At 70.1% G+C, this 24,560-nt stretch carries 24 protein-coding genes and 1 pseudogene; 8 read left to right on the top strand and 17 right to left on the bottom strand.

The genetic code is table 11. The features are described from left to right. The first annotated feature begins 10 nt into the window (after positions 1-10). From purS to purF, 5 genes are read left to right on the top strand one after another with little or no spacing between them, the layout of a single operon-like run. Positions 11-265: a phosphoribosylformylglycinamidine synthase subunit PurS gene (purS, locus tag AC01Y6_RS00330; protein WP_347241715.1), complete on the top strand. Its 255-nt coding sequence runs from the start codon at positions 11-13 to the stop codon at positions 263-265. After that, on the top strand, positions 262-945 hold the full coding sequence (purQ, locus tag AC01Y6_RS00325) for a phosphoribosylformylglycinamidine synthase subunit PurQ (protein WP_476669747.1): 684 nt from the start codon (positions 262-264) through the stop codon (positions 943-945). The genes purS and purQ overlap by 4 nt, the downstream gene beginning before the upstream one ends. Continuing rightward, positions 942-1,655 carry an HAD family hydrolase gene (locus tag AC01Y6_RS00320; RefSeq protein ID WP_476669746.1) on the top strand — a complete coding sequence of 238 codons (714 nt, stop codon included), beginning with the start codon at positions 942-944 and terminating at the stop codon, positions 1,653-1,655. The genes purQ and AC01Y6_RS00320 overlap by 4 nt, the downstream gene beginning before the upstream one ends. Beyond that, on the top strand, positions 1,655-3,832 hold the full coding sequence (gene purL / locus AC01Y6_RS00315) for a phosphoribosylformylglycinamidine synthase subunit PurL (RefSeq protein ID WP_476669745.1): 2,178 nt from the start codon (positions 1,655-1,657) through the stop codon (positions 3,830-3,832). Before AC01Y6_RS00320 ends, purL begins: the two co-directional genes overlap by 1 nt. Beyond that, positions 3,825-5,213: an amidophosphoribosyltransferase gene (gene purF / locus AC01Y6_RS00310; RefSeq protein ID WP_428721090.1), complete on the top strand. Its 1,389-nt coding sequence runs from the start codon at positions 3,825-3,827 to the stop codon at positions 5,211-5,213. The genes purL and purF overlap by 8 nt, the downstream gene beginning before the upstream one ends. On the opposite strand, the gene AC01Y6_RS00305 is transcribed toward purF, so the two are convergent. Continuing rightward, entirely contained in the window at positions 5,210-5,473 is a 264-nt protein-coding gene (locus AC01Y6_RS00305) for a hypothetical protein (RefSeq protein ID WP_476669744.1), read from the bottom strand. The two genes, purF and AC01Y6_RS00305, sit on opposite strands and share 4 nt — an antisense overlap. A gap of 47 nt (positions 5,474-5,520) precedes the next feature. Between AC01Y6_RS00305 and glyA the strand changes: the two genes are divergently transcribed. Together glyA and recN are read left to right on the top strand one after the other, a co-directional pair. Continuing rightward, entirely contained in the window at positions 5,521-6,744 is a 1,224-nt protein-coding gene (gene glyA / locus AC01Y6_RS00300) for a serine hydroxymethyltransferase (RefSeq protein WP_476669743.1), read from the top strand. Positions 6,745-6,766: 22 nt separating this feature from the next. After that, positions 6,767-8,341 (top strand): DNA repair protein RecN, encoded by a 1,575-nt coding sequence (gene recN, locus AC01Y6_RS00295; RefSeq protein ID WP_476669742.1) that lies wholly within the window; start codon positions 6,767-6,769, stop codon positions 8,339-8,341. A gap of 213 nt (positions 8,342-8,554) precedes the next feature. Here recN and AC01Y6_RS00290 read toward each other — a convergent pair whose 3' ends face one another. From AC01Y6_RS00290 to gmk, 5 genes are read right to left on the bottom strand one after another with little or no spacing between them, the layout of a single operon-like run. Continuing rightward, on the bottom strand, positions 8,555-9,166 hold the full coding sequence (locus AC01Y6_RS00290) for a MarC family protein (RefSeq protein ID WP_347241707.1): 612 nt from the start codon (positions 9,164-9,166) through the stop codon (positions 8,555-8,557). 4 nt (positions 9,167-9,170) lie between these two features. Continuing rightward, positions 9,171-9,662, bottom strand: coding sequence for an arginine repressor (gene argR / locus AC01Y6_RS00285; protein ID WP_347241706.1), 492 nt, complete (start codon positions 9,660-9,662; stop codon positions 9,171-9,173). Between the two features lie 9 nt (positions 9,663-9,671). Continuing rightward, entirely contained in the window at positions 9,672-10,859 is a 1,188-nt protein-coding gene (coaBC, locus tag AC01Y6_RS00280) for a bifunctional phosphopantothenoylcysteine decarboxylase/phosphopantothenate--cysteine ligase CoaBC (protein WP_476669740.1), read from the bottom strand. Further along, positions 10,859-11,161 (bottom strand): DNA-directed RNA polymerase subunit omega, encoded by a 303-nt coding sequence (rpoZ, locus tag AC01Y6_RS00275; RefSeq protein WP_347241704.1) that lies wholly within the window; start codon positions 11,159-11,161, stop codon positions 10,859-10,861. The genes coaBC and rpoZ overlap by 1 nt, the downstream gene beginning before the upstream one ends. Continuing rightward, positions 11,142-11,804, bottom strand: coding sequence for a guanylate kinase (gene gmk / locus AC01Y6_RS00270; protein ID WP_476669790.1), 663 nt, complete (start codon positions 11,802-11,804; stop codon positions 11,142-11,144). Before gmk ends, rpoZ begins: the two co-directional genes overlap by 20 nt. A gap of 91 nt (positions 11,805-11,895) precedes the next feature. Between gmk and AC01Y6_RS00265 the strand changes: the two genes are divergently transcribed. Then, on the top strand, positions 11,896-13,323 hold the full coding sequence (locus AC01Y6_RS00265; RefSeq protein ID WP_476669739.1) for a glycoside hydrolase family 13 protein: 1,428 nt from the start codon (positions 11,896-11,898) through the stop codon (positions 13,321-13,323). Here AC01Y6_RS00265 and AC01Y6_RS00260 read toward each other — a convergent pair. The 11 genes and pseudogenes from AC01Y6_RS00260 to AC01Y6_RS00210 form a co-directional block, all read right to left on the bottom strand. Further along, positions 13,300-13,761, bottom strand: a complete 462-nt coding sequence (locus AC01Y6_RS00260) for a methylated-DNA--[protein]-cysteine S-methyltransferase (RefSeq protein WP_347241702.1) — start codon at positions 13,759-13,761, stop codon at positions 13,300-13,302. The two genes, AC01Y6_RS00265 and AC01Y6_RS00260, sit on opposite strands and share 24 nt — an antisense overlap. Positions 13,762-13,764: 3 nt before the next feature. Continuing rightward, positions 13,765-14,826 (bottom strand): SpoIID/LytB domain-containing protein, encoded by a 1,062-nt coding sequence (locus tag AC01Y6_RS00255; protein WP_476669738.1) that lies wholly within the window; start codon positions 14,824-14,826, stop codon positions 13,765-13,767. Positions 14,827-14,838: 12 nt separating this feature from the next. Next, positions 14,839-16,293, bottom strand: a complete 1,455-nt coding sequence (gene bshC / locus AC01Y6_RS00250; RefSeq protein WP_476669737.1) for a bacillithiol biosynthesis cysteine-adding enzyme BshC — start codon at positions 16,291-16,293, stop codon at positions 14,839-14,841. 10 nt (positions 16,294-16,303) lie between these two features. Beyond that, the gene (locus AC01Y6_RS00245) at positions 16,304-16,927 is read right to left on the bottom strand and encodes a Crp/Fnr family transcriptional regulator (RefSeq protein WP_476669735.1); all 624 of its coding nucleotides are present in this window, start codon (positions 16,925-16,927) and stop codon (positions 16,304-16,306) included. A 3-nt stretch (positions 16,928-16,930) separates the two neighbouring features. Further along, positions 16,931-17,749, bottom strand: coding sequence for a menaquinone biosynthesis family protein (locus AC01Y6_RS00240; RefSeq protein WP_476669733.1), 819 nt, complete (start codon positions 17,747-17,749; stop codon positions 16,931-16,933). A gap of 5 nt (positions 17,750-17,754) precedes the next feature. Then, positions 17,755-20,511, bottom strand: a complete 2,757-nt coding sequence (locus AC01Y6_RS00235; RefSeq protein WP_476669731.1) for a hypothetical protein — start codon at positions 20,509-20,511, stop codon at positions 17,755-17,757. A gap of 60 nt (positions 20,512-20,571) precedes the next feature. Continuing rightward, positions 20,572-21,594 (bottom strand): 1,9-bis(guanidino)-5-aza-nonane synthase, encoded by a 1,023-nt coding sequence (locus AC01Y6_RS00230; RefSeq protein ID WP_476669730.1) that lies wholly within the window; start codon positions 21,592-21,594, stop codon positions 20,572-20,574. A gap of 65 nt (positions 21,595-21,659) precedes the next feature. Continuing rightward, positions 21,660-21,879: pseudogene (locus AC01Y6_RS00225) on the bottom strand (hypothetical protein); the annotation flags it as partial. Position 21,880: 1 nt separating this feature from the next. After that, entirely contained in the window at positions 21,881-22,771 is an 891-nt protein-coding gene (locus AC01Y6_RS00220; protein WP_476669729.1) for a 2-hydroxyacid dehydrogenase, read from the bottom strand. Beyond that, positions 22,746-23,273, bottom strand: coding sequence for a GNAT family N-acetyltransferase (locus AC01Y6_RS00215; protein ID WP_476669727.1), 528 nt, complete (start codon positions 23,271-23,273; stop codon positions 22,746-22,748). Before AC01Y6_RS00215 ends, AC01Y6_RS00220 begins: the two co-directional genes overlap by 26 nt. A gap of 9 nt (positions 23,274-23,282) precedes the next feature. Beyond that, positions 23,283-24,557, bottom strand: a complete 1,275-nt coding sequence (locus AC01Y6_RS00210; protein ID WP_347240733.1) for a Glu/Leu/Phe/Val family dehydrogenase — start codon at positions 24,555-24,557, stop codon at positions 23,283-23,285. Positions 24,558-24,560 lie beyond the last annotated feature (3 nt).

Raw genomic sequence — 24,560 nt, 5'->3', positions numbered from 1 at the left:
CTTGGGCCATATGCCGCGCTACCGGGCCACCCTGCTCATTGAGCTCAAAGAGGGCATCCTAGACCCCCAGGGCCGGGCGGTGGAGGGGGTCCTAAAGGACCTCGGCCACCCGGTGGAGAGCGTGCGGGTGGGGAAGGTGCTGGAGATCGTCTTCCCGGCGGAAACCCTCCTGGAGGCGGAGCGGAAGGCCTTGGAGTTCGGCAAAACCCTCGCCAACCCGGTGATGGAGGTCTACGCCCTGGAGGCCCTGAAGGAACTCCCATGAGGTGGGCCATCGTCCGCTTTCCCGGCGCAAACTGCGACGAGGACGCCCGCTTCGCCCTAAAGAAGGCGGGGGTCCGGGCGGAGTTCGTCTGGCACACGGAGAGGGACCTAAAGGGCTTTGACGGGGTCTTCCTCCCCGGAGGCTTCAGCTACGGGGACTACCTGAGGGCGGGGGCCCTCGCCGCCAAGAGCCCGGTGATGGAGGCGGTGCGCCGCTTCGCCCGGGAGGGGCGGTACGTGGTGGGGGTCTGCAACGGCTTCCAGATCCTCACCGAGGCGGGGCTTCTGCCGGGGGCGCTCCTTGCCAACCTCAACCTCCACTTCACCTGCAAGGAGGTGGGGGTGCGGGTGGAGCGAAACGACCTCCCCTTCACCCGGCTCTACGGGAAGGGCCAGGTCCTCAGGCTTCCCATCGCCCACGGCGAGGGCCGCTACTACGCCGACCCGGAGACCTTGGCGCGCCTCGAGGGGGAGGGCCTCGTGGTCTTCCGCTACGCGCCCCTAAAGGGCGAGGCCGACTACAACCCCAACGGGAGCCTCCACGACATCGCGGGCATCGTGAGCGAAAGGGGGAACGTCCTCGGCATGATGCCCCACCCCGAAAGGGCCGTGGACGAGGTCTTGGGCAACACCGACGGGCTTCCCTTCTTCCTGGGGCTCGTGGAGGAGGTGGCGCGATGAAACCCAAAGCCATCACCTTTGACTTCTGGGGCACCCTCTTCACCGAGGGGGAGGCGTTTTTGGAACGGGTCATGCCCGCCCGGTACGAGATCCTCCTGGACGCCCTCTCCGAGGCGGGGCACCCCGCGGAGGAGGCCGAGGTGCGGGAGGCCTACCGCCAGGCGGCCTTGGCCTTTGAGGAGGCCTGGAAGGCGGGGGAGCACATGCCCACCTACGAGCGGGTGGCCCGCATCTTCGCCCTCCTCGGCGCCCCCCACGACCCCGGCCTCATCGCCCTCACCGCAAGGCGCCTGGAGGAAAGCGCCCTCCTCGCCGACCTCGAGCCCCTTCCCGGCGTAGCGGTCTTGAAGGAGCTCGCCAAGCGGTACCCCCTGGCCCTGGTCTCCGACACCGGCATGACCCCGGGCCGCCTCCTCCGGGAGCACCTCAAGCGGCAGGGCCTGGACGTCTTCCAGGCCTATAGCTTCTCCGACGAGACGGGCTTCGTGAAGCCCAGGCCCGAGGCCTTCCGGGTGGCCCTCGAGGCCTTAGGCATCGCCCCGGAGGAGGCCCTCCACGTGGGGGACCTGCCCCAGACGGACATCAAGGGGGCCTTCGGGGCGGGCTACCCCTGGGCGGTCCAGTACGTGGGCCTGAGGGAGGTGAACGGGGAGGTGAAGCCCACGGCCAAGGTGAAGGACCACCGGGAGCTCCTCGCCCTCCTCACGTGATGGAAGCCCTGGCCAAGGAGATCGGGATCCCGGAAGGGGAGTACCGGGAGATCGTCCGCAGGCTCGGGCGGGAGCCCAACCGGGTGGAGCTCCTCCTCTTCAAGGTGATGTGGAGCGAGCACTGCGCCTACAAGAACTCCCGCCCCCTCCTCAAGGAGCTTCCCAGGGAGGGAGAAGCCGTCCTCCAGGGCCCCGGGGAGAACGCCGGCGTGGTGCGGGTGGGCGAGGGCTGGGCCGTGGCCTTCAAGATAGAAAGCCACAACCACCCCTCGGCGGTGGAGCCCTTCCAGGGGGCGGCCACGGGGGTGGGGGGGATCCTCCGGGACATCCTGAGCATGGGGGCTCGCCCCATCGCCCTCCTGGACTCCCTCCGCTTCGGGCCGCCCGAGGAGCCTAAAAGCCGCTACCTCCTCAAGGGGGTGGTCTCGGGAATCGGCTTCTACGGCAACGCCATCGGGGTGCCCACGGTGGGGGGGGACCTCTACTTCCACGAGGGCTACCGGGAAAACCCCCTGGTGAACGCCATGGGGATAGGCCTATTAAGGGAGGAGCGCCTGAAGCGAAGCCGGGCCTCTTTGGGCCGCCCCATCTACTACGCCGGGGCCAAAACAGGCCGGGACGGGATCGGCGGGGCGGCCTTCGCGAGCCGCGAGCTCAAGGAGGAGAAGGCCGAGGACCGGCCCGCGGTCCAGGTGGGGGACCCTTTCCTCGGCAAGCTCCTCATGGAGGCCACCCTCGAGGCCATAGAGCTTGACCTGGTGGAAGGCGTCCAGGACATGGGGGCGGCGGGGCTCACCTCTAGCCTCGCCGAGCTCGCCCACAAGTCGGGCCTCGGGGTGGAGCTCCACCTGGACCTCGTCCCCACCCGGGAGGCGGGGATGACCCCAGAGGAGCTCCTCCTCTCGGAAAGCCAGGAGCGCATGGTCCTCGTGCCCAAGGAGGGGAAGGAAGGGGCCTTGGAGGAGGTCTTCCGGAGGTGGGGCCTAGACTGCGTCCCCGTGGCCAGGACCATCCCGGAGCGGGTCTTCCGGGTCCTCTTTAGGGGCCAGGTGGTGGCCGAGGTGCCCACGGAGGCCCTGGCCGAGGCCCCCACCTACCTGAGGGTGGGGCGGGAGGACCCCGAGGTAAGGAGGCTCCGGGAAACCCCTATCCCCCCCCTGGAGGCCGACCCCCAGGAGGTCTTAAAGAGGCTCCTCGCCTCCCCCAACCTGGCGAGCCGCGAGGCGGTCTACGAGCGGTACGACCACCAGGTGGGGACCCGCACCGCCCTCCTCCCTGGCCGGGGGGACGCCGCCGTCTTATGGATCCAGGGGACCCGCCTCGGCGTGGCCGCCAAGGTGGACCAGAACCCCCGGTATAGCCGCCTTTCCCCCCGGCTTGGGGCCATGCACGCCCTGGCGGAGGCCTGCCGGAACGTCTCCGTGGTGGGGGCGAGGCCCCTCGCCTACACCGACGGCCTCAACCTGGGAAGCCCCGAGACCCCCGAGGGCTACCACGAGCTCGCCGAGACCCTCGCCGGGCTCAAGGAGGCGAGCGAGGCCTTAGGCGTCCCCGTGGTCTCCGGGAACGTCTCCCTCTACAACGAAAGCGGGGGGCGGCGCATCCCCCCCACGGCCATGGTGGGGGTGGTGGGGGTTCTGGAGGTGGACAAGCGGGCGGAGATGGGCTTTAGGCGCCCGGGGGAGGTCCTCCTCCTCATTGGGGAGGAAAGGGGGGAGCTCGGGGCGAGCGAGGTCCTCTACCTCCTCACGGGGAGGGAGTTCGGCCACCCCCCGAGGCTTGACCTCGGGCGGGAGAAGGCGGTGCAGGAGGCCATCCGGGAGCTCATCGGGAGGGGCCTCACCCGGACCGCCCACGACGTGGCGGAGGGGGGGCTTCTGGTGGCCCTCGCCGAGATGACCTTCCCCCACGGGGTGGGGGCCACGGTGGAGGTGCGCTCCCAGGGCCTCGAGGCCCTCTTCGGCGAGGCCCCAAGCCGCATCCTCTTCACCGTGGAGAAAGCCCGCCTCCAGGAGGCCACCCTCTTCCTGGAGGAAAGGGGCCTTCCCTACCGGGTCCTGGGGGAGACGGGCGGGCCAAGCCTCACGGTCCTCACCCCAGACGGGGTGCTAGAGTGGGGCGTGGAGGAGCTCCTCACGGCCTGGAAGGCCCCCTTGCGGGAGGTGCTGGATGGATAAGCCCCAGGAGGAGTGCGGCGTCCTCGGGCTTTGGAGCGAAGGCCCCGTGGATGTGGCGGGGCTTCTCCACCTCGGCCTCCTCGCCCTGCAGCACCGGGGCCAGGAGGCGGCGGGGATGGCGGTCACGGACGGCAAGGCGTTTTGGGTGGAAAAGGACCTGGGCCTCGTGAACCAGGTCTTCACCGAGGAGCGCCTGGGAAAGCTCCGCCTTCCGGAGGCCCGCCTGGGAATCGCCCACACCCGCTACTCCACCACGGGCTCCAACCTGCGCATCAACGCCCAGCCCCTCACCGCAAGGACCGCCCACGGGGTCTTGGCCATCGCCCACAACGGCAACTTCACCAACGCCAAGCCCCTCCGCGACCGGCTTCTCCGGGAGGGGGCCACCTTCCAGAGCACCTCGGACACCGAGGTGATGCTCCTCCTCCTCGCCCGCCTGGGCCACCTTCCCCTGCCCGAGGCCGCCGCCCAGGCCATGCGGCAGCTGGAAGGGGGGTACTCCATCCTGCTCATGAGCCCGAAGACCCTCCTCGCCCTCCGCGACCCCCACGGGGTGCGGCCTTTGGTCCTGGGGGAGGCCCCTTGGGGCTACGCCTTCGCCTCCGAGCCCCCGGCCCTCCTCCTCATGGGGGCGGAGTACGTGCGGGACGTGCGCCCCGGGGAGGTGGTCTGGGTGGAGGAGGGCGAGCTCCATAGCCTCCAGGCCCTCCCCCCGGAGCCCGCCCCGTGCGCCTTTGAGTGGATCTACTTCGCCCGGCCCGACAGCCTCCTGGACGGCACCGAGGCCTACGAGGCCCGGGTGCGGATGGGGATGGAGCTCTTCCGAGAGGCCCCCGCGGAGGCCGACCTCGTGGTCCCCGTGCCGGACTCGGGCATCGGGGCCGCCGTGGGCTACGCCAAGGCGAGCGGGCTTCCCTTGGAGTTCGGCCTCTACAAGAACCCCTACGCCGGGCGCACCTTCATCCAGCCCACCCAGGAGCTCCGCGACCTGAAGACGAGGCTCAAGCTCTCCCCCACGGGGGCGGTGAAGGGCAGGCGGGTGGTCCTCATAGACGACTCCATCGTGCGGGGCACCACCAGCAAGCGGATCGTGCAGATGCTCAAGGAGGCGGGGGCCCTCGAGGTCCACTTCCGGGTGAGTAGCCCCCCCATCCGCTTCCCCTGCTACTACGGCATAGACACCGCCGCCCGCAAGGAGCTCATCGCCGCACAGAAGAGCGTGGAGGAGATCCGGGCCTACATCGGGGCCGACTCCCTGGCCTTCCTCTCGGAGGAGGGGGTGAGGCGGGCCATCGGGGGGCCCATCTGCCTCGCCTGCTTCAACGGGCGCTACCCGGCGGGGGTGCCCCTGGAAGGGGAGAAGCTCGCCCTGGAGCTTTAGGCCCTTCGCCTCAGGAAGAGGCCCAGCAAAAGCCCTCCCAGGAAGCCCAGGAGCAAGAAGGCGAAGGCGAAGGCCCCGGTGGAGGCCAGGTGCCAGCCGAAGAACCAGTAGCTGCACACGGCGTACCGCTCCACCTGGACCCGCACCAGCTCGGGGAGGTTGCGGCTCGTGGTGAAGTTGACGAGGAGGGTGGCCAAGAGGAGGACCAAGAGGATAACGAGGGCCGTCCACTTGAGAAAGGTCCAGGGATTCCCCTTCATGGCCTAAGCTTACCAGCCCTCCCAGATCTAGGGCCTATAATCGGACCATGGTCCGCGCGAGCCTGAGGGACGAGGCCCTTTTTGAACTCATCGCCCTGGAGGAGAAGCGCCAGCGGGAGGGCCTGGAGCTCATCGCCAGCGAGAACTTCGTCTCCAAGCAGGTGCGGGAGGCGGTGGGGAGCGTCCTCACCAACAAGTACGCCGAGGGCTACCCCGGGGCCCGGTACTACGGGGGGTGCGAGGTCATTGACCGGGTGGAGTCCCTGGCCATAGAGCGGGCCAAGGCCCTCTTCGGGGCGGCCTGGGCCAACGTCCAGCCCCACTCGGGCTCCCAGGCCAACATGGCCGTCTACATGGCCCTGATGGAGCCGGGGGACACCCTCATGGGCATGGACCTCGCCGCGGGCGGCCACCTCACCCACGGCTCCCGGGTGAACTTTTCCGGGAAGCTCTACAAGGTGGTCTCCTACGGGGTCCGCCCCGACACCGAGCGCATAGACCTCGAGGAGGTCCGCCGCCTCGCCCTGGAGCACCGCCCCAAGGTCATCGTGGCCGGGGCCAGCGCCTACCCCCGCTTCTGGGACTTCAAGGCCTTCCGGGAGATCGCCGACGAGGTGGGGGCCTATTTGGTGGTGGACATGGCCCACTTCGCCGGGCTCGTGGCCGCGGGCCTCCACCCGAACCCCCTTCCCTTCGCCCACGTGGTCACCAGCACCACCCACAAGACCCTGAGGGGCCCAAGGGGCGGGCTCATCCTCTCCCAGGACCCGGAGCTCGGAAAGAAAATAGACAAGCTCATCTTCCCCGGGATCCAGGGAGGGCCTTTGGAGCACGTCATCGCCGGAAAGGCCGTGGCCTTCTTTGAGGCCCTGCAGCCCGAGTTCAAGGAGTATAGCCGCCTGGTGGTGGAAAACGCCAAGCGGCTGGCGGAGGAGCTCGGCAAGAGGGGCTACCGCATCGTCACCGGGGGCACCGACAACCACCTCTTCCTCGTGGACCTGCGGCCCAAGGGCCTCACCGGGAAGGAGGCGGAGGAGAGGCTGGACGCCGTGGGGATCACGGTGAACAAGAACGCCATCCCCTTTGACCCCAAGCCGCCCAGGGTCACCTCGGGGATCCGCATCGGCACCCCGGCCATCACCACCCGGGGCTTCACCCCCGAGGAGATGCCCCTCGTGGCCGAGCTCATAGACCGGGCCCTCCTGGAGGGCCCCTCGGAGGCCCTAAGGGAGGAGGTCCGAAGGCTCGCCCTGGCCCACCCCATGCCTTGAGGCTTCCCCTACAATGAGGGGGATGCTCCGGCGCCTCGAGGTGCAAAACCTCGCCGTCATCCGGGAGGCCGCCCTGGAGCTCGCCCCCGGCCTCAACGTCCTCACCGGGGAAACCGGGGCGGGAAAGAGCCTCCTGGTGGACGCCCTGGCCCTCCTCCTCGGGGAAAAGCCCGAGGGGAGGGTGGGGCCCTTTGGGGATAGCCTTCTCGTCACCGCCTTCTTCCAGGGGAAGGAGGAGCGGGTCCTCTCCCGGAGGGTGGGAAGCCGCTCCACGCCCCGCATTGACGGGGAGGTGGTGAGCCTGAAGGAGCTCCAGGAGGAGGCGGAGAGGTGGCTTTCCCTCCACGCCCAGCACGCGGCCCTCGCCCTCCTCTCCCCGAGGCGCCAGCGGGAGCTTCTGGACGCCCTCCTGGACCCAGAGCTTCTCGCCCGCTACCAGGAGGCCTACGCCCGCCACCAGGCCCTAAAGGGCGAAAAGGAAGCCCTAGAAGAAGCCCTCAGGGCCAAAGCCGAGCGGGAGGACCTCCTTCGCTTCCAGCTAAAGGAGATCGCCGAAGCCAAGCCCCGCCCGGGGGAGGACGAGGAGCTTTCGGAGGAGGCCCGGAAGCTCCGCCACCTCGAGGCCCTGAGGGAGCGGGCAGGAAGGGCCTACGGCCTCCTGGAGGAGGAGGCCCTGGGGCCTCTGGAGGCCGCCTTTAGGGAGCTTAAGGCGGGGGGGCGGTTTGACCGGGCCCTGGAGGCCCTGGCGGAGGACCTGGAGGCCGCCCTCCACGGGGCCCAGGCCGTGGCCCGGGAGCTTGCGGACTACCTGGAGGGCCTGGAGGGGGACCCAGAGCGGCTTTCGGCCCTCGAGGCCCGCCTCGCCCTCTTGGAGCGCCTGAAGCGCAAGTACGGGCCCACCCTGGAGGACGTGCTGGCCCACGCGGAGCGGGCGAGGGCGGAGCTCTCCACCCTGGAGGGAGGGGAGGCCCGGCTAGAGGAGGTGGCCCGGGCCCTAGAGGAGGCGGAAGCGGCCCTCCTCCTGGCGGGCGAGGCCCTGGGCGAGGCCCGCAGGCAGGCGGCGGAGCGCCTCGCCCGGGGCATGGAGCGGGAGCTTTCCGAGCTCGGCTTTCCCAGGGCCCGCTTCCAGGTGGACCTCAAGCCCCTCCCGGAGCCGGGGCCTTTCGGCCTCGAGGAGGTGGCCTTCCGCTTCTCCGCCAACCCCCACCTTCCCCCCGCCCCCCTGGGGGCGGCAAGCGGCGGGGAGCTCTCCCGGGTGGCCCTGGCCCTCGCCCTCCTCACGGGGGCCGAGGCCCCCACCGTGGTCTTTGACGAGGTGGACGCGGGCCTCGGCGGGGAGACCGCCTGGAAGGTGGCCGAGCGCCTGGCCCGCCTGAGCGAGACCCGGCAGGTCCTGGTGGTCACCCACCTGCCCCAGATCGCCGCCCGGGCCCACCGCCACCTGAAGGTGGTGAAGGCGGGGGAGGAGGTGCGGGTGGAGGTCCTGGAGGGGGAAGAGAGGGTGCGGGAGCTCGCCCGCCTCCTCTCCGGCCAGTACACCGAGGCCGCCCTCTCCCACGCCCGGCTCCTCCTAGAGCGCCCCGAGGTCCAAGGTTGAGCCTCCCCGAAGCCCCGGATGAAGGGGTGGAGCGGAACCCCTCCCCTGCCCCTTACCCCCGTCTACGGGGTAGGCGCAGGAGGGATCGAGGCGGGGGAAGGAACCCTAGAAAACCCCCTGTGAATCCTTCGCCTAAGCCGTGGGCCTTCTTTCCCGGGGCCCCCATGCAAGCCAGCATGGGGTGGTATTAAAGCCGGACGCATCGCGAGAAGTTTAAAGAAGGCCCTTGACCCCTTGGGCCACGTACTGCACCGCCAAGGCGGCGAGGAGAATGCCCAGGACCCGGGTCACCACGTTGACCCCCGTGCGCCCCAAGGCCCGGCGCACCCGGATGGCCGCCCGCAGGAAGAGGTAAGCCAGGGCCAGGACCAGAAAGGCCGTGAGGAGGACCATCCCCACCCCCAAGGGCACCCGCGTGGCCTCCGCTCCCAGGACCAGCACGCTGGCCAAGGCCCCCGGGCCCGCAATCAGGGGGATGGCCAGGGGGAAGACGGAGATGTCCGCCCGCTCCAAGGCCTCTCTGGCCTCCTCTTCCGTCTCCCGCTCGTGATGGGCAAAGACCATCTCCGTGGCGATGCGGAAAAGGAGGATACCCCCGGCCACCCGCAGGGCGTCCAGGCTGATGCCCAGGTAGCCCAGAAGCCCCCGGCCGAAGAAGAAAAAGAAGGTGAGAAGCCCTCCCGCCACCAGGACCGCCTTGCGGGCGATGCGCGCCTGCTCCTTGGGGGAGCGGTCCCCGGCCAGGGCCAAAAACACCGGCACCAGGCCCACCGGGTCCATGACCACGAAAAGGGTGAGGAAGGACTTCAGGAAAAACTCGGGCACGGCTTTAGGAGGGGGCGGGCCTCCCCAGGGCCTTCCCCGAAAGGAGAAGCCCGCCGAACTCCTCCTCCAAGGCCCTGGCGTCCTCCTCCGTGCGGGCCACCACCAAAATGGTGTCCTCCCCCGCCAGGGTGCCCACGATCTCGTCCCGCCTGAGGCGGTCTATGAGGAGGGCGATGCCGGAGGCGTGCCCCTCGGCGGTCTTGAGCACCAAGAGGTTGCCGCCCCGGTCCACGTCCTTCACGAAGAGGCCCACCTGCCGCCTGAGCTCCTCGTACACGTCCTCGGGAAGCTCCGTGGAGGGGAGGGCGTACTTGTGCCGCCCCTTGCCCAGGGCCACCCGGGCCAGGCGGAGCTCGGCGATGTCGCGGCTCACCGTGGCCTGGGTCACCTCAAACCCGAGCTGGCGCAGGCGCTCCACCAGCTCCTTCTGGGTGCCGATCTCCTCCTTGCGCACGATCTCCTGGATGGCGCGGTGCCGCTCCGCCTTGCTGCGCATACCCATCCCTTAACCCCTAAGCTCCTTGACCAAATCCAGTATACGCTCGGCCACTTCCCGCTTCCTCATGCGGGGAAGCTCCAGGACCCGCCCGTCCCTAAGGAGGAGGACCACCTGGTTCTCCAGGCTCCCAAAGCCCACCCCCTCCCGGTTGACCCAGTTGAGGGCGATAAGGTCCAGGTTCTTGCGCCTTAGCTTCTCCCTGGCCCGCTCCAGGCCCTCCCCGGTCTCCATGGCGAAGCCCACCAGAATCCGGCCCTCCTTCCTCTCCCCGAGCTCCTTGAGGATGTCGGGGTTGGGCACCAGGCGGAGGAGGCGCTCGGCCTCCACCTTGGGCTCCTTCTCCTTGAGGGTCTCGGCGGGCCGGTAGTCGGCCACCGCCGCCGCCATCACCACGGCCTCGGCCCAGGGGTAGCGGTCCAGGATGGCCTGCCGCATCTCCAGGGCGCTTTCCACCTGCACCACCTCCATTCCCCAGGGGTCGGGGAGGGCAGTGGGGCCCGAAACCAGGACCACCTCCGCCCCCCGGTCCCGGGCGGCCTCGGCCACGGCGTAGCCCATCCGGCCCGAGGAGGGGTTGGAGAGGAAGCGCACGGGGTCCAGGTACTCCCGGGTGGGCCCGGCGGAGACCAGAAGGCGAAGGCCCTTTAGATCTTTAGGGGCGAGAAGGGCCTCGAGGCGCTCCACCAGTTCCTCGGGCTCCAGCATCCGCCCCCACCCCTCTCCCTCCCCCGCCGCCGCCAAAGGGCCGTAGGCGGGGCCGAAGAGGGCGTGGCCCAGGGCCTTAAGCCGCTCGGCGTGGGCCTGGGTCTGGGGGGAAAGCCACATGGCCTCGTTCATGGCGGGAGCCCAGGCCACCCTCTTCGCCCCGGCGAGGAGGGTGGCGGAGAGGAGGTCGTCGGCGAGGCCAAGGGCGGCCTTGGCCATGGCGTCGGCGGTGGCCGGGGCCACCAGGACGGCCTCGGCCCACCGGGCGAGCTCTATGTGGAGGGCCCGGCCATCGGGGCGGAACCAGGCTTCCTCCGTGGCCACCTCGCCCCCCGCGGCCACCGCCAGGGAAAGGGGGGTGATGAACTCCAGGGCCCTCGGCGTGGCCAGGACCCGGACCTCGTGCCCCCTCGCCCGGAGGAGGCGGAGGAGGTGGGGGGCCTTGATGGCCGCCACCCCCCCCGCCACCGCCACCAGGACCCGGGCCACTAACCCTCCTCTTCCGCCACCGGGTAGAGCCTCTCCATCTCCTTCTGCAGGCGGTCCTCGGGGACCAGGTTCTCCCCGAAGACGAGCCTGCCCGTGAAGAGTTCCTTCATGGCCCAGGTCACGGCGTTGGGGTCGTCAAAGAGGCCCTCGAGGGTGCGCATCTTGGGCCTTTCCTCCGGCTCCAAGACGGTGTTCTTGAAGCGGTGGCGCAGAAGCTGCTGGGCCCTTTTGGCCACCACCACCGTGAGCCGGTACTTGGAATCCACCATGCCAAAGAGCTTGTCAATCCCCGGTTCCGCCATGGCTCCTCCTCAGGATCTCCTCCAGCTCCTCCTCCAAGGACGCGTCCCGGGCGAGGGCCCGGCTCAGGGCCTCCCCCATGCGCTCGGTGCGGCGGCGCTCGGCGGTGAGGATGGCGAGGAAGTCCCGCACCGCCTCCTCCAGCACGTCGTTCACCACCACGTAGTCAAAGCGGTGGGCGTTCCTGATCTCTCTTTCCGCCTGCTCCAGGCGCCTCCGAATCCTCTCGGGGTCGTCCGTGCCCCGGTAGACCAGGCGGCGCTTGAGCTCGGAAAGGGAAGGGGGCACCAGAAAGATGAGCACGGCCTCGGGCATCCTCTCCTTCACCTGGAGGGCCCCCTGGACCTCGATCTCCAAGAGCACGTCCTCCCCCCGGCTCAAGGCCCGCTCCACCGGGGCCTTGGGGGTGCCGTAGAGGTGCCCCACGTACTCGGCGTGCTCCAGAAACCCCCCTTTGGCGAGGAGGGCCTCAAAGGTGGGCCGGTCCACGAAGTAGTAGTCCACCCCGTGCCGCTCCCCCGGGCGGGGGGGACGGGTGGTCATGGAGATGGAGTAGAAAAGGCGGGTGCGCTCCAGGACCTTGGCCCGCACCGTGCCCTTCCCCACCCCGCTGGCCCCGGTCATGACGAAGAGCTGGCCCCGCATACCCCTCACCCCGGGAGGATACCAAAAGCCCCCGGCCCCGGCAAGGATTTTTGTGATCTGGGCACCTTCTCCCCGTGGTACACTCTCCCCCATGGCCTGGTACCAGGGCGCCTTCTTTTACCAAATCTTCCCCGACCGCTTCTTCCGGGCAGGCCCCCCGGGCAGGCCCGCCCCTACGGGACCCTTTGAGCCCTGGGAAGCCCCCCCCACCCTAAGGGGCTTCAAGGGGGGAACGCTTTGGGGCGTGGCGGAGAAGATTCCCTACCTCCTGGACCTGGGGGTGGAGGCCCTCTACCTCAACCCCGTCTTCGCCTCCACCGCCAACCACCGCTACCACACCGTGGACTACTTCCAGGTGGACCCCCTCCTGGGAGGCAACGCCGCCCTCCGCCACCTCTTGGAGGTGGCCCACGCCCACGGGGTCCGGGTCATCCTGGACGGGGTCTTCAACCACACGGGAAGGGGCTTTTTCGCCTTCCAGCACCTCCTGGAAAACGGGGAGGCGAGCCCCTACCGGGACTGGTACCACGTGAAGGGCTTCCCCCTCAACGCCTACGGCCTCGAGCCCAACTACGAGGCCTGGTGGGGCAACCCCGAGCTGCCCAAGCTCAAGGTGGAGACCCCGGCGGTGCGGGAATACCTGCTTTCCGTGGCCGAGCACTGGATTCGCTTCGGGATAGACGGCTGGCGCCTGGACGTGCCGAACGAGATCCCAGACCCCGAGTTCTGGCGGGAGTTCCGGCGCAGGGTCAAGGGGGCGAACCCCGAGGCCTACCTGGTGGGGGAGATCTGGGAGGAGGCGGATTTCTGGCTCCAGGGGGACATGTTTGACGCGGTGATGAACTACCCCCTCGCCCGGGCCCTCCTGGGCTTCGTGGGGGGGGAGGCCCTGGACCGGGAGCTCGCCGCCCGCTCGGGGCTTGGGCCCGTTGAACCCCTCCAGGCCCTGGCCTTCAGCCATCGGCTGGAGGACCTCTTTGGCCGCTACCGCCCCGAGGTGGTCCGGGCCCAGATGAACCTCCTCACCTCCCACGACACCCCTCGCCTCCTCAGCCTGATGCGGGGAAGCGTGGAGCGGGCGAGGCTCGCCCTTTCCCTCCTCTTCCTCCTGCCCGGAAACCCCACGGTCTACTACGGGGAAGAGGTGGGCATGGAAGGGGGCCACGACCCGGATAACCGGGGCGGGATGGTCTGGGAGGAAGCCCGCTGGCGGAGGGAGCTTTGGGAGGCGGTGCGGCGGATGGCGAGGCTACGCAAGGACCACCCCCTCCTGCGCACCGCCCCCTACCGGCGCGTCTACGCCCAGGACGGCCACCTGGCCTTCACCCGCGGGCCCTACCTGGTGGTGGCGAACGCCACCCCCCACCCCTTCCGCCAGGACTTCCCCCTGCACGGGGCCCTGCCCCGGGGAGCCCAGGCGGTGGACCTCCTCTCGGGGAAGGCCTGTACCCCCATGGGGGGGCGCCTCTGTGGCCCCGAGCTTCCCCCCTTTTCCCTAGCGGTCTGGGTGGAGGTCTAAGGCCCCTTCAAAGGCGAGGAGCCAGCGCTTCAGCCCCTCCTGGCCCTGAAACCCCCCAAGCCGACCATCGGCGTGGATCACCCGGTGGGCGGGCACCAGGAGGAAAAAGGGGCAGGCCCTAAGGGCCGCCCCCACGGCCCGGGGAGCGAGACCGAGCTCCCGGGCCAGGCGCCCGTAGCTTTCCGTCTTTCCGTAGGGAATGCGCCGCACCCGCTCGTAGACCGCTACCCGGGCCGGGGAGAAGCCGGCGTAGTCCAGGGGCAGGTCCAAAAAGTTCAGGCGCTCCCCGGCGAAGTAGGCCTCCACCCTCTCCCGCACGGCACGGGCTAGGGAGCCCCTTGCCTCCTCTCCCCGGAGAAAAAGGACGGGCTCCAAGCGCCGCACCCCAAAGGGGGAAACCTCCAGCCAGAGGGGCCCTAGGGGCGTGGGGATCCACATGGCCTAGCGAAGGGCCAAGGCCGGACCCGGAAGCCCCCCTAGGAGAAGGTCCGAAAGAAAGGTGCCGGGGAAGTAGTGTCCCAGGATCTCCCGGTGGCCGTACCCCGCCTCGGCCATGCCCTTGGCCCCCCACTGGGAAAGTCCCACCCCGTGCCCCAGCCCCCGGCCCAACGCCTCAAAGCCTTGGAACTCCACCAGGGTAGAGGGAAGCCCCAGAAGGCGCAGGAAGCGGCCCGCCTCGAGGCCCCGAAGCTCCACCCCCAGAAGCCGCACCCGCCACACCCGGCCCGAGGGGCTTCGCTCCAGAACCCGGGGAGGGTCTTCCCCCGCCGGACGGAACCCCAGAGCCCGGAGCACCTTGGCCGCTCGGGCCTTTTCCACCCGCATCCGCCAAAGGCTTTTGGGGCCCTTGGCGTAGGGGTCGGGGCGGGGGCGGAGGTAGGGCAGGGCCTGGCCGAAGACCTCCTCGTTTCCCGCCGTCATCCCCCCGGAGTCGGCGTGATAGAGGGCGGAGATGGCCCTTCCCCCGTAGCTCAGGACCTGGCCCCGGGTGGCCGCCACCGCCGCCCGGTACCGTTCCTTTTCGGCGGAAAAGCCCAGGTAGACCTGGCAGCGCTCGCCCGCGCAGAGGTCGTAAGGGGCCTTGGGGTTCAGGCGGCTTACGGCGAAGGTGCGGGCCACCACCGCCTGGGCCTTCAGGGCCTCCAGGGGAAAGCCCTCGGGCATCTCCCCCGGCAGGACCCCGAGGAGGTAGTCCTCCAGGGAAACGAGGTTCACCACGAGAAGCTTCCCCCCCTGGGCGAGGAGGCGCACCCCGCCCCGGTAGACCCGGCCTCCCAGGGCGAAATAGGGGGCGGGAAGGTCAAGGAAGGGGTAGACCCTTCCCTCCACCGCCACCCCCTGGGGCGTGGCCCAGGCCCGCACCTTCCCCTCGGGGAGCCTGAGGACCACCTCCTGGCCCAAGGGCGCCTCCCGGAGGAGGACCCGAAGCCATAGGTCCTGCCCCTGGCCCCGCCCGGAAAAGAGGGCGAGGAGAAGGAGGAAAAGCCGGAAAAAGCCGCGCATCGGCCTTCCATCCTACCCCAGGACCAGCACCGCCCGCCCCTCTAAGGGCGCCTCTTCCAGGCTCCGCAAAGCGTCTTGGTGGCGCAAGGCGTACATGGCGTAGGGGAAAACGCGCTCCTGGGGAAGCCCCAGGGGAAGGAGGTGGCGCCTTAAGCGCTCCAGGTGGTGGAAAAACACCGCATCCCGGGAAAGCCGGGCGCGGAGCACCTTCCGAAGAAGCCGCTCCCCCTCCCCCTGAAGCCTCGCCCGGAAGCGGCGGAAGGGGCGCTCCAGGGTGGGCTCCAGGGCCCGGGCCCGCTCCGCCAGGGCCTGGGCCTCTTCCAGGAGCCGGGCGAGCCCCTCCTCCACCTGCCGGAAGCCCTCCAGGTCCTCCCGGAGGGCCTCGAGGAAGGCCCCCTCTCCCCGCTCCACGAAGGCCCAGGGGTCCAGGCGGTACCGCTTTAGGATGCGAAGGATGGGGGGCTCCAGCACCACCCCCTGCACCCTCAGGAAGAGGGCGGGCATGGGAAGGCCGTAGAGGGCGTAGACCCCGGAAAGCTCCGCCACGTAGCGGAACTCGTTGGGCCCCACCACGAAGCCCGCCGTGGGGAGGACCAGGTCCTGAAACACGGGCCTCAGACCCGCCGCCGGGGTGAGGCGGGAGGGGTCGGCGCGGGCGATCTCCCGGAGCTCCCTCTGGGTGTAGCGCCGCACCCCGTCGGTGAAGGCCCCGCCCTCGTAGAAGAGGAGGCGTCTTTGGTCTGTTTCCAGGAAGAGGTTGGTGGCCCCGGGCTTGCGCCGAAGAGGGGCCTTCCCCCCAAGGCCCCGGACCCTTTCCGCCTCCCGGTTGATGGCCTCGGCGCTCGCCAAGGGGTCTTCTAGCTCCCGCTCCAGGGCCTCCTGGAAGAGGGGGGCGAGCTCCTCGGCCATGGGGTCAAAGGGGAGGAGCCCCCGCTCCCCCAAAAAGGCCAGGAGGACCCGGGCGAAGAACTCGGAAAGCGTCCCCGCCTCCAGGGCGTAGACCAGGCGGGGGTCCTTCGCCCAAGGGCCGAGGAAGTCGGCGATGGCCTTGCGGTGAGGCTCCAGGGAAAGGCGCCCCGCGGGCAGGGGGGGGAAGGGAAGGGAAAGGGTGCGCACCTCCCCGTCCACGAGGAGGTGGAGGTGGCGCACCTCCTCCACGTCGTGGTCCTGGGAGGCCACCCAAAAGACCCCGGCCGCCCCTACCCGCTCCGCCAGGCCCAAGGCGGTGTGGGCCTTGTAGAAGGTGAGGGCGGGCCCCCCGAGAAGCCCCGCCTGCTGGCCGGTGACCACCGCCCCCGCCTCGAGGCGCTTCAGGGCCCTGAAGGCTTCCTCCGGGGCCTGAAGGCGCTCAAGGTAGGCCCCAAGGGCCTCCCCAAGCCTGGGGTGGCCCTTTCGGCCCAGGCGGGACCTTAGGGCCTCCTCCCCTTGGGGCAGGTTCAAAAGGCGGGCCAGCAGGGCGGGCTCCATGCTTTAGAGCCTAAAGCGCCTCCGCCAGGCGGGCAAGGGCCTTGGGGTCCAGGACCTCCACCCGGCGGTAGCCCAGCTCCACCCAGCCCTCCAGGGCCCACTCCCCCAGGAGCTTGGTCACGGTTTCCCGGGTGGCCCCCACCATGCGGGCCAGGTCCTGGTGGGAGAGGACCACCTCCCCCTCCCGCCCCAGGCGGAGGAGGAACCGGGCCAGGCGCTGGGCCACGGAGAGGTGGCGCACCTCCCAAAGCCTCTCCTCCGCCGCTCGCAGGCGGCGGTAGAGGGCCTCGAGGAGCCAGGCCCCCACCTGGGGAAAGCGGGCCCAAAGGGGGTCAAGCCGGTCCTTGGGGGCGAAGAGGAGCTCGCCGTAGGTGAGGGCCACGGCCCCGGCGCGCCGCCTGGCCTCCCCCACCAGGGCCTCCTCCCCCAAAAGCTCCCCCGGGCCCACCACCCCCAAGGTGGCGGGCTCCTCGGCGGGGCCCAAGCGCTCCAGCAACAGGAGGCCTTCCCGCACCAGGTAGAGGCCATCGGCCCGGTCCCCCTCGGCGTAGAGAAGGGCCCCCCGGCGCACCCTGAGGGGCTGGAAGACCCCGGCGGCCTCCTTGCGCGCCTCGGGAGGTAGCCCCTGGAGCATGGTCTACAGAAAAAGGGGGGCGGCCGAAGGGGGAACGAGCCCCCGGGCCTCGGCCTCGGCGAAGAGGCGCGCCACGGCCCGCTCCCCCTCCTCTCCCACGTCCAGGCTGAAGCCGTTCACGTAGGTGCGCACGTGGGCCCAGATGACCTCCTCGGAAAGCTCCTTCGCGTGGGCCTTCATGTAGTCCAGGGCCTCCTCGGGGTGGGCCAGGGCGTACTCCAGGCTCCGGCGCACCGCCCGGTCCAGCTCAAGGATGAGCCCCTCCCCCAGGTCCCGCCGGGCCAGGATGGCCCCGAGGGGCAGGGGTAGGCCGGTTTCCGCCTCCCACCACTCCCCGAGGTCCAAGAGCTTTACCAGGCCGTACTTTGGATAGGTGAAGCGGCTTTCGTGGATGATGAGGCCCGCCTCCACCTCTCCCTGGGCCACCAGGGGGAGAATCTGGTCGTAGCGCACCTCCACGGGGTGGAAGCCCTGGGCGTAGAGGGAGAGGAGCAAGAAGGCGGTGGTGTTCCGGCCTGGGACGGCCACCCTGGCCCCCTCGAGGCGGGGGAGGGGGCGCCTGGCCACGAGGAGGGGCCCCACCCCCCTCCCCAAGGCCCCCCCGCTCCTTAGGGCCACGTACCGGTCCCGCACCCGGCCGTAGGCGGCGTAGGAGAGCTTGGTGAGGGGAAGCCTCCCCTCCAGGGCCCAGCGGTTCAGGGTCTCCACGTCCTCCAGGACGGGCTCCAAGGGAACGGGGCTTTCCACCCGGCCGTGGGCCAGGGCGTAGAAGATGAAGGTGTCGTTGGGGCAGGGGGAGTAGCCAAGGGCCAAGGCCTCCATAGCCCCTACTGTACCCCTTTAAGGGCCTTCTTGAAGACCTCCGGGGCGAAGGCCTTGAGGGCCCTCAAGAACCCCGTGGCCCCCCGGGCCCGGCCCGGGATGACGTGCACCGGCACCCCCAGGCGCTCGGCCTCGAGGCGCACGGGCTCGGAGAGGTCGTGGCCCACGTAGCTGGAGACGATCATGAGGCCGTGGGCCTTCTCCAGGCGGCTCAGGATGCGCCTCAGGGCCTCCTTTCCCACCCCGGCGCTGTCGGCGTCGTACCAGTCCACCTTGAGGCCCCGGGCCTCCAAAAAGGGAACGAGGCGGCTACGGAGCTGGGTGTGCCCCCCCACCACCAGGAGGTGCTCCCCGTGGAACCTCGGGAGGTCCTCCTCCAGGAGTTTTCCGGGCGATTCGGGCAAGGGGGGCGCCTCCTCTCCCAGGGCCTTCAAGCCCTTCCCCACCGCCTTAAGCTCCTCCAGGTAGAGGGCCAGGCTCTCGTCGTGGGGCTTGAGGAAGAGGAGGTTCCTAAGGATCTCCCGGGCCAGGGCCAGGTCCTTCTCCCGGTAAAGGGCCACCTCCAGGGCCTTCTGCCAGTACTCCGCCGCCCGGCGCCAGTCCCCCTGGGCCTCGTGGTGCTCGGCCAGGTCAAAGAGGACCTCCAGGGCCTGGGAGTGCTCCTGGAGCTCGGAAAGGAGAAGGGCCTCCGCTTCCGCCGCCCTCCCCGCCCCGTAGAGGGCGGCCAGGTACTGCCCCCGCGCCGTCTCGGCCTCGGGGCTTTCCCGGAAGGCCCGGGAGAGCCGGTAGGCCAAGGCCAGAAGCTCCAGGGGCGGCTGCGGCGTGTGGCTTAGGGCCTGGTAGAGGACGCTGAAGGCGGCCCAAGGCCCCTCCAGCCTCTCCAGAAGGTGCAGGAGTCCCAGGAGGTCCTCCTCGGCCACGGCCTCGAGCCCGGCGTCCCGGGCCCGGGAAAGGAGCTCCCGGGCGAGCACCTCCTCCCCCCCCTCCAGGGCCTCCCGGGCCAGGCGGAAGAGGTAGGGGGCGGGGTAGGCCCTTAGGGCGTGGGCCCGCTTGTGGTCTCCAAGGACCTCCCGAAGAGGGCGACCTAGGGCCCGCTTTACCTCGGCCAGGTGGTGGAAGGCCATCCCCGCCACCTCCCCTTCCCCGTGGCGGGCCGCCTGCTCCAGAAGGTAAAGGGCCTCGGCCATGCGCCCTTCCCGCTGACGGAGGATGCCGAGGAGCAAGGAGGCCTCGGGGATCTCCGCCCGGCTCAGGGTCTCGGTGAGGTAGGGCTCCACGGCCTTCAGGTCCTCTCCCCGGTAGTCCAGGGGGGTGCGGAGGCGGAGGGCGCTCAGGGCCAATCCCAAGAACCCCTCGGCCTCGTCCCAATCGGCGAGCCTCCTGGCGTAGCGCTCGGCACGGGCGAAGAGCCCTTGGAAAAGGGCCGCTCTTAGGCCAAGCCGAAGCATCTCCCGGGTGAGGAGGCCCGGGGAGAGGTCCTCCACGAACTCCGCCCGACGGCTCACCTCGGTCCACTCCCCCTCCCGGGCGTAGCGGCGCATCCTGTCGGTGATGCGCTCCAGGGCCTCTTGGATGTAGACCTCGGCCTCGAGGAGGCCCGACTCCACGAACTGCCGGAGGGCGTCGGCGTACCGCCCCTGGGCCAGGTAGACCCGGCCCAGGGCCAGGCGGTACCGCCCGCCCCGCACCGCCAGGGCCTCGAGGCGGCTCCTCGCCCTCTCGTACTCCCCGAGCTCCACGAGGACCAAGGCCCTAAGGTCCTCCGCCTCCTCGGAGAGGGCCCGCCTTAAGGCCTCCTCCGCCTCGGCGTAGCGGGAGAGGGCCAAGAGGGCCCGGCCCCGGAGGTAGGCCGCCTCCCCCGCCGCCTCCTCGGGCAGGCGGGCCAGGACCTCCTTGTGGTTGCCCGCCTCCAAAAGGGTCCGCACCTCCTCGAGGTCCACCCCCCGCGCCAAAACGGGCTCGGGCTCCTCCCAAGGCTCCTCCAAGGCCTCCCCCACGAAGGCCTCCGCCAGGGCCTCGGGCCTCCGGGCGAGGACGAGGAAGTACTCCCCCTCCCCCACCCGCTCCACCTCGGCGAAACCTAGGCGCCTGAGCCCCTCCTCCACCCCTTCCGGGCTCTTGCCCAAAAAGGGCCCGTGCCCGTAGACGAGAAGCCCCCCGGGACGGAGGAGGCGGAGGAAGAGGGGCAGGCGCTCAAAGAAGGCGAAGCGCTTCCAGAAGGCCTCCGGAGCCAGGCGGCTTTCCAGGTCCTGGTCCACGAGCCCCTCGGGAAAGACCGAGAGGAGAAGCAGGGTGTCAAAGGGGGGAAGCTCGGCCTCCTCCGCCCAGCCCAGGTGCCAGGCCACCTCCGGCACCCTCTTCCTGCCCACCTCCACCGCCTCCTCCACCCCCTCCAGGGCGTGCCACTCCAGGTCGGGGCGCTGCCTTTGCAGGAAGCCCACCAGGGCCCCGGTGAAAGGCCCCACCTCCAGGACCCGCCCCTCCACCCGGGAGGGCACCTCCTTGGCGTAGAACTCCAGGAAGGGGAGGTGCATCCCGTAGACCAGGGCCTCCCCCTTGGGGACCTTGAGGACCTCCCGGTAGAAACTTCGCACCGCCTCCCGCCCCCCACCCCCCAGGTAGGCCCGCCAGGCCTTGAGGAGGGGGGCCCGCTTGGCCGGGCTTCCCAGCTGCTTGGCGAGCTCGGCCTCAAAGCGCCCGGGGGGAAGGGGCCCCTGGACGCCGAAGCGCTCCTTCAGGAAAAGCCTGAGCTCCTCGGGCATTTGCCGGGAGTCTACCAAAAAGGCGGGGGGCGGTAAAGCGCCCCCCGCCCGCCCGATGGCCTAAGCCGGAACCTCCCTCAGGAAGAGGTCGGCGTAGCGGCGCTTGGCCCGCGCGGGGGCGCGGTGCCAAATGTAGGAGGCAAGGAGGGGGAAGGCCAGGGTGGCCTCGGCGAAGACCATCTGGGAGAGGGCGGCGTCCACCTTGCCCCAGCTTTGCGCCTCGGAGAGGGTGGAGCCGGAAAGCCCCCCGTCCCGCTCGTCGGCCACGGTGATCTGGATGGCGTACTTGTGCATCTCCACCCGGTGGCCCAAGACCTCGGCGGCCACCACGATGTCCTGGGCGAAGTTCTTGGGCACCCCGCCCCCGAGCATCACGAGCCCCGTGGTCCCGGCCTTCAGCTTGATCTCGGTGAGCTCGCGGAAGTCGGCCACGGAGTCTATGGTCACGTGGGCCTCGGGGCGCTTCACCTGGTGGTAGACGAGGCCGAAGCCCGCGGAGGAGTCGGAGAAGGCGGGGACGAAGATGGGCACCCCTTCCTCGTAGGCCGCCCGCACGATGCTCCTCTCCCCCAGGCCCCGCTCCGCCAGGTAGCGGCCCATGTGCCAGAGGAACTCCCGGCTGGAGTAGGGGCGGGGCTTTAGGCCGTCGGCGATTTCGGCGATGGTGTAGTCGGTGTGCCTCAGCTCCTCCTCGTCAATGTAGGTGTCGTAGATGCGGTCAATCCAAAGCCGCCTTAGGGCCTCGTCGTCGGCCTTCGGGTCCCCCTGGTAGTGGCGGTGGCCCAAGGCCTCAAAGAAGTCCTGGTCCACGATGTTGGCCCCCGTGGCCACGACGACGTCCACCAGGCCCTTCCGGATGAGGTCGTGGACGATCAGGCCCTGGCCCGCGGAGACCAGGCTCCCCGCCAGGGTGAGGATGACGGCGCAGTCGTCCTGGAGCATCTCCAGGTAGATCTCCGCCGCGCGGTGGAGGTTCCTGGCCTGGAAGGCCGTCTTGCCCATGGCCTCGAGGATGGGCCCGGCGTCAAAGGCCTTGATGTCTATGGGCTCCACGGGCGTAGAGAGGAGGTCCTTCTTCTGCACGCTTCTCCTTTCCACGCGGGGTGGGCGTTGGGCGGCTCCCCCCCTTTGGCGCCCCCTGCCCCTTGCGGCAGGACCTCAAGTATACCACCCCCCGGCGATGGGGGGGTAGACCTCGAGGGGGCCCTCCACCTCCTCGTCCAGGCCCACCGCCTTGTCCCCCACGGCGAGGAGCCAGGCCTCCTCCAGGGGGATCCCCAGCTTCTTTAGGGCCTCCCTCGGGGTCCTGGCCTCCACCTGGAACCGCTCGCCAAAGCGGCGGAGGTCGCCGTGAAGGATGACTTCCACCCTAATACCCCTCCCGCACCACGTTGAGGAGGGGCTCCCCCCGGAGGTACCGCCCCACCTGCTCGGCGAGGAAGCGGGCCGCCCGGCGGGAAAACCCCTCGGAAAGCCCGGCCACGTGGGGGGTGATCACCGCCCCCTGGGCCCGCCAGAGGGGGTGGCCCTGGGGAAGGGGCTCGGGGTCGGTGACGTCCAAGAAGGCCCGCACCCGCCCCGCCTCCAGGGCCTCCAGGAGGGCTTCCGTGTCCACAAGAGCGCCTCTTCCCGCGTTCACCAGGAGGGCCCCCTCCTTCATCCGGGCGAGGAAGTCCCGGTCCACGAGCCTTCGGGTCTCGGGGGTGAGGGGGAGGAGGAGGACCACGGCGTCCGCCTGGGGGAGGAGGTGGGGCAGGTCCTCCCGGGCGTAGACCCCGGGGCGGGGGCGGCGGGCCACGGGAAGAAGCTCCACCCCAAAAGGCCTAAGCCGCTCCGCCACCGCCTTCCCGATGGACCCAAAGCCCAAAAGGAGGACCCTCTTCCCCTCCAGGTCGGAAAGCCGCCTCGGGGCCCAGCGCCCTTCCCGTTGGGCCTCGAGGAAACCGGGGAGGTCCTTGAGGAGGGCGAGGAGGGCCAGGACCACCCACTCGGCCACGGGGGCGTCGTGGATGCCGGAGCCGTCGCAGAGGACCACCCCCTCGGGGAGGAGGGGGAGGATCCAGTCCACCCCGGCGGAGAGGGTCTGGACCACCCTGACCTCCACCTCCGCCAACACCTTCCGCACCACCTCCTCCTGGCCGTAAGGGGGAATGAAGAGGTCCGCCGCCTTCGGCCAGGGCTCGTCCAGAAAGCGCACCTCCACCCCCTCGGGCAGGAGGGCGAAGACCTCCTCCCTAAGCCTCGGGGCCAAGATCCTCACGGCGCACCTCCATGTGCACGTCCTCCCTCCCCCTGGGGCCCGGGACCACGCCCACCTCGCGGAAGCCCGCCTTCTGGAAGGCCCGCCTGGCGCGGAGGTTGTGGGCGAAGGTCCTGAGCTTCACCCGCCTCAGGCCCAGGACGCGAAAGGCGTAGTCCAAGGCCGCCCGCACCGCCTCGGTGCCGTAGCCCCGCCCCCAGCGCTCCTTCCTCCCGATGAGGATGCCCAAGGTGGCCTCCTCCGGGGTGAGGTCGTAAAGCTCCAGGGTGCCGAGGTACTCCCCCCGCTCGTCCAGGATGACGAAGGCCTGGCGGTCCTTTCTCCGGGCCTCCGCCAGAACCAGGCGCTTGAAGAGCCAAAAGGGGGAGCGTATGGGGCTTGAGCCGTTCCACTCCGCCACCTCGGGGTCGCGGAAGGTCTCGTAGAGGGCCTTCCACTCCGCTTCGGAAAGCCCCGCGGAAAAGGGCTTGAGGACCACGCGGCCGAAGCGGGGCCAGTCCACGGGGATAGCTTAAGGGTAGAGGCCCCTAAGGGCCCGGGCCTCGAGGACCCGGGTGGCCGCCACCACGTAGGCGGCGGTGCGCAAGGGGATCTTCTTCTCCCGGCTCACCTGCCACACCGCCTCAAAGGCGTTGCGGAGCACCCTTTCCAGGCGGGCGTTGATCTCCTCCTCCGTCCAGAAATAGGAGTTGAAGTCCTGGACCCACTCAAAGTAGCTCACCGTCACGCCCCCGGCGTTGGCGATCACGTCCGGAACCACCAGCACCCCCTTCTCCAAGAGGATGTCGTCGGCGGCGGGGGTGGTGGGGCCGTTCGCCCCCTCGGCCACGATCCGGGCCTGGATGCGCCAGGCGTTCTGCTCGGTGATCTGCTTCTCCAAGGCGGCGGGAATGAGGAACTCCGTGGGTATGGCCCAAAACTCGGGGTTGGGCAAGGGCTCGGCCCTGGGGTAGCCCCGCACCCCCCCCATCTCCGCCACGTAGCGCTGCAGGTCGTAGGGGTCAACGCCCGCCTCGTTGTAGATGGTCCCGGTGTGGTCCTGCACGGCGATGACCCGGGCCCCGTGGTCGTGGAAGGCCCGGGCGGCGGCGCTCCCCACGTTGCCGAAGCCCTGGAGGGTCACCCGGGCCCCCTCCACCTGAAGCCCGATCTTCTCCGCCGCGGCCGCCGCGGTGATGAAGACCCCCCTCCCCGTGGCGTCCTTTCGGCCCAGGGACCCCCCCAGGGCGATGGGCTTCCCCGTGACCACCCCGGGCACGGTGCGGCCCACGTTCATGGAGAAGGTGTCCATCATCCAGGCCATCTCCCGCTCCCCGGTGTTCACGTCGGGGGCGGGGATGTCCCGGTCAGGGCCGAGGAGGATCCCGATCTCCGAGGTGTAGCGGCGGGTCAGGCGCTCAAGCTCCCCCGGGGAAAGCTTCTTGGGGTCCACCCGCACCCCGCCCTTCCCGCCCCCGTAGGGCAGGCCCACGGCGGCGTTCTTGATGGTCATCCAGGCGGCCAGGGCCATGACCTCGGAAAGGGTCACCTCGGGGTGGTAGCGCACCCCGCCCTTGGCGGGCCCCCGGGCGGTGTTGTGGTGTACCCGGTAGCCCTCAAAGTGGGCCACGGTGCCGTCGTCCAGGTGGATGGGCACGTCCACGATGAGAATGCGCTTGGGCCGCTTCAGGCTTTCCGCCAGGGGAGCGAGCCGCCCCAGGTAAGGCACCACCCGGTCCACCTGCTCGGTGAAGATCTCCCAAGGACCGCCGTCTTTGCCCAGGTAGGAAAGGGGTTCGCTTCTCATACA

The organism is Thermus sp., from assembly GCF_056332225.1.
This window is presented reverse-complemented; position numbering and strand designations above follow the sequence as displayed.

What these genes read in the sequence shown, in the direction of transcription:
- purS (WP_347241715.1), top strand. Translation starts at nt 11, where the DNA reads ATGCCGCGCTACCGGGCCACCCTGCTCATTGAGCTCAAAGAGGGCATC.
- purQ (WP_476669747.1), top strand. Translation starts at nt 262, where the DNA reads ATGAGGTGGGCCATCGTCCGCTTTCCCGGCGCAAACTGCGACGAGGAC.
- AC01Y6_RS00320 (WP_476669746.1), top strand. Translation starts at nt 942, where the DNA reads ATGAAACCCAAAGCCATCACCTTTGACTTCTGGGGCACCCTCTTCACC.
- purL (WP_476669745.1), top strand. Translation starts at nt 1,655, where the DNA reads ATGGAAGCCCTGGCCAAGGAGATCGGGATCCCGGAAGGGGAGTACCGG.
- purF (WP_428721090.1), top strand. Translation starts at nt 3,825, where the DNA reads ATGGATAAGCCCCAGGAGGAGTGCGGCGTCCTCGGGCTTTGGAGCGAA.
- AC01Y6_RS00305 (WP_476669744.1), bottom strand. Translation starts at nt 5,473, where the DNA reads ATGAAGGGGAATCCCTGGACCTTTCTCAAGTGGACGGCCCTCGTTATC.
- glyA (WP_476669743.1), top strand. Translation starts at nt 5,521, where the DNA reads ATGGTCCGCGCGAGCCTGAGGGACGAGGCCCTTTTTGAACTCATCGCC.
- recN (WP_476669742.1), top strand. Translation starts at nt 6,767, where the DNA reads ATGCTCCGGCGCCTCGAGGTGCAAAACCTCGCCGTCATCCGGGAGGCC.
- argR (WP_347241706.1), bottom strand. Translation starts at nt 9,662, where the DNA reads ATGCGCAGCAAGGCGGAGCGGCACCGCGCCATCCAGGAGATCGTGCGC.
- rpoZ (WP_347241704.1), bottom strand. Translation starts at nt 11,161, where the DNA reads ATGGCGGAACCGGGGATTGACAAGCTCTTTGGCATGGTGGATTCCAAG.
- gmk (WP_476669790.1), bottom strand. Translation starts at nt 11,804, where the DNA reads ATGCGGGGCCAGCTCTTCGTCATGACCGGGGCCAGCGGGGTGGGGAAG.
- AC01Y6_RS00265 (WP_476669739.1), top strand. Translation starts at nt 11,896, where the DNA reads ATGGCCTGGTACCAGGGCGCCTTCTTTTACCAAATCTTCCCCGACCGC.
- AC01Y6_RS00260 (WP_347241702.1), bottom strand. Translation starts at nt 13,761, where the DNA reads ATGTGGATCCCCACGCCCCTAGGGCCCCTCTGGCTGGAGGTTTCCCCC.
- AC01Y6_RS00255 (WP_476669738.1), bottom strand. Translation starts at nt 14,826, where the DNA reads ATGCGCGGCTTTTTCCGGCTTTTCCTCCTTCTCCTCGCCCTCTTTTCC.
- bshC (WP_476669737.1), bottom strand. Translation starts at nt 16,293, where the DNA reads ATGGAGCCCGCCCTGCTGGCCCGCCTTTTGAACCTGCCCCAAGGGGAG.
- AC01Y6_RS00245 (WP_476669735.1), bottom strand. Translation starts at nt 16,927, where the DNA reads ATGCTCCAGGGGCTACCTCCCGAGGCGCGCAAGGAGGCCGCCGGGGTC.
- AC01Y6_RS00240 (WP_476669733.1), bottom strand. Translation starts at nt 17,749, where the DNA reads ATGGAGGCCTTGGCCCTTGGCTACTCCCCCTGCCCCAACGACACCTTC.
- AC01Y6_RS00235 (WP_476669731.1), bottom strand. Translation starts at nt 20,511, where the DNA reads ATGCCCGAGGAGCTCAGGCTTTTCCTGAAGGAGCGCTTCGGCGTCCAG.
- AC01Y6_RS00210 (WP_347240733.1), bottom strand. Translation starts at nt 24,557, where the DNA reads ATGAGAAGCGAACCCCTTTCCTACCTGGGCAAAGACGGCGGTCCTTGG.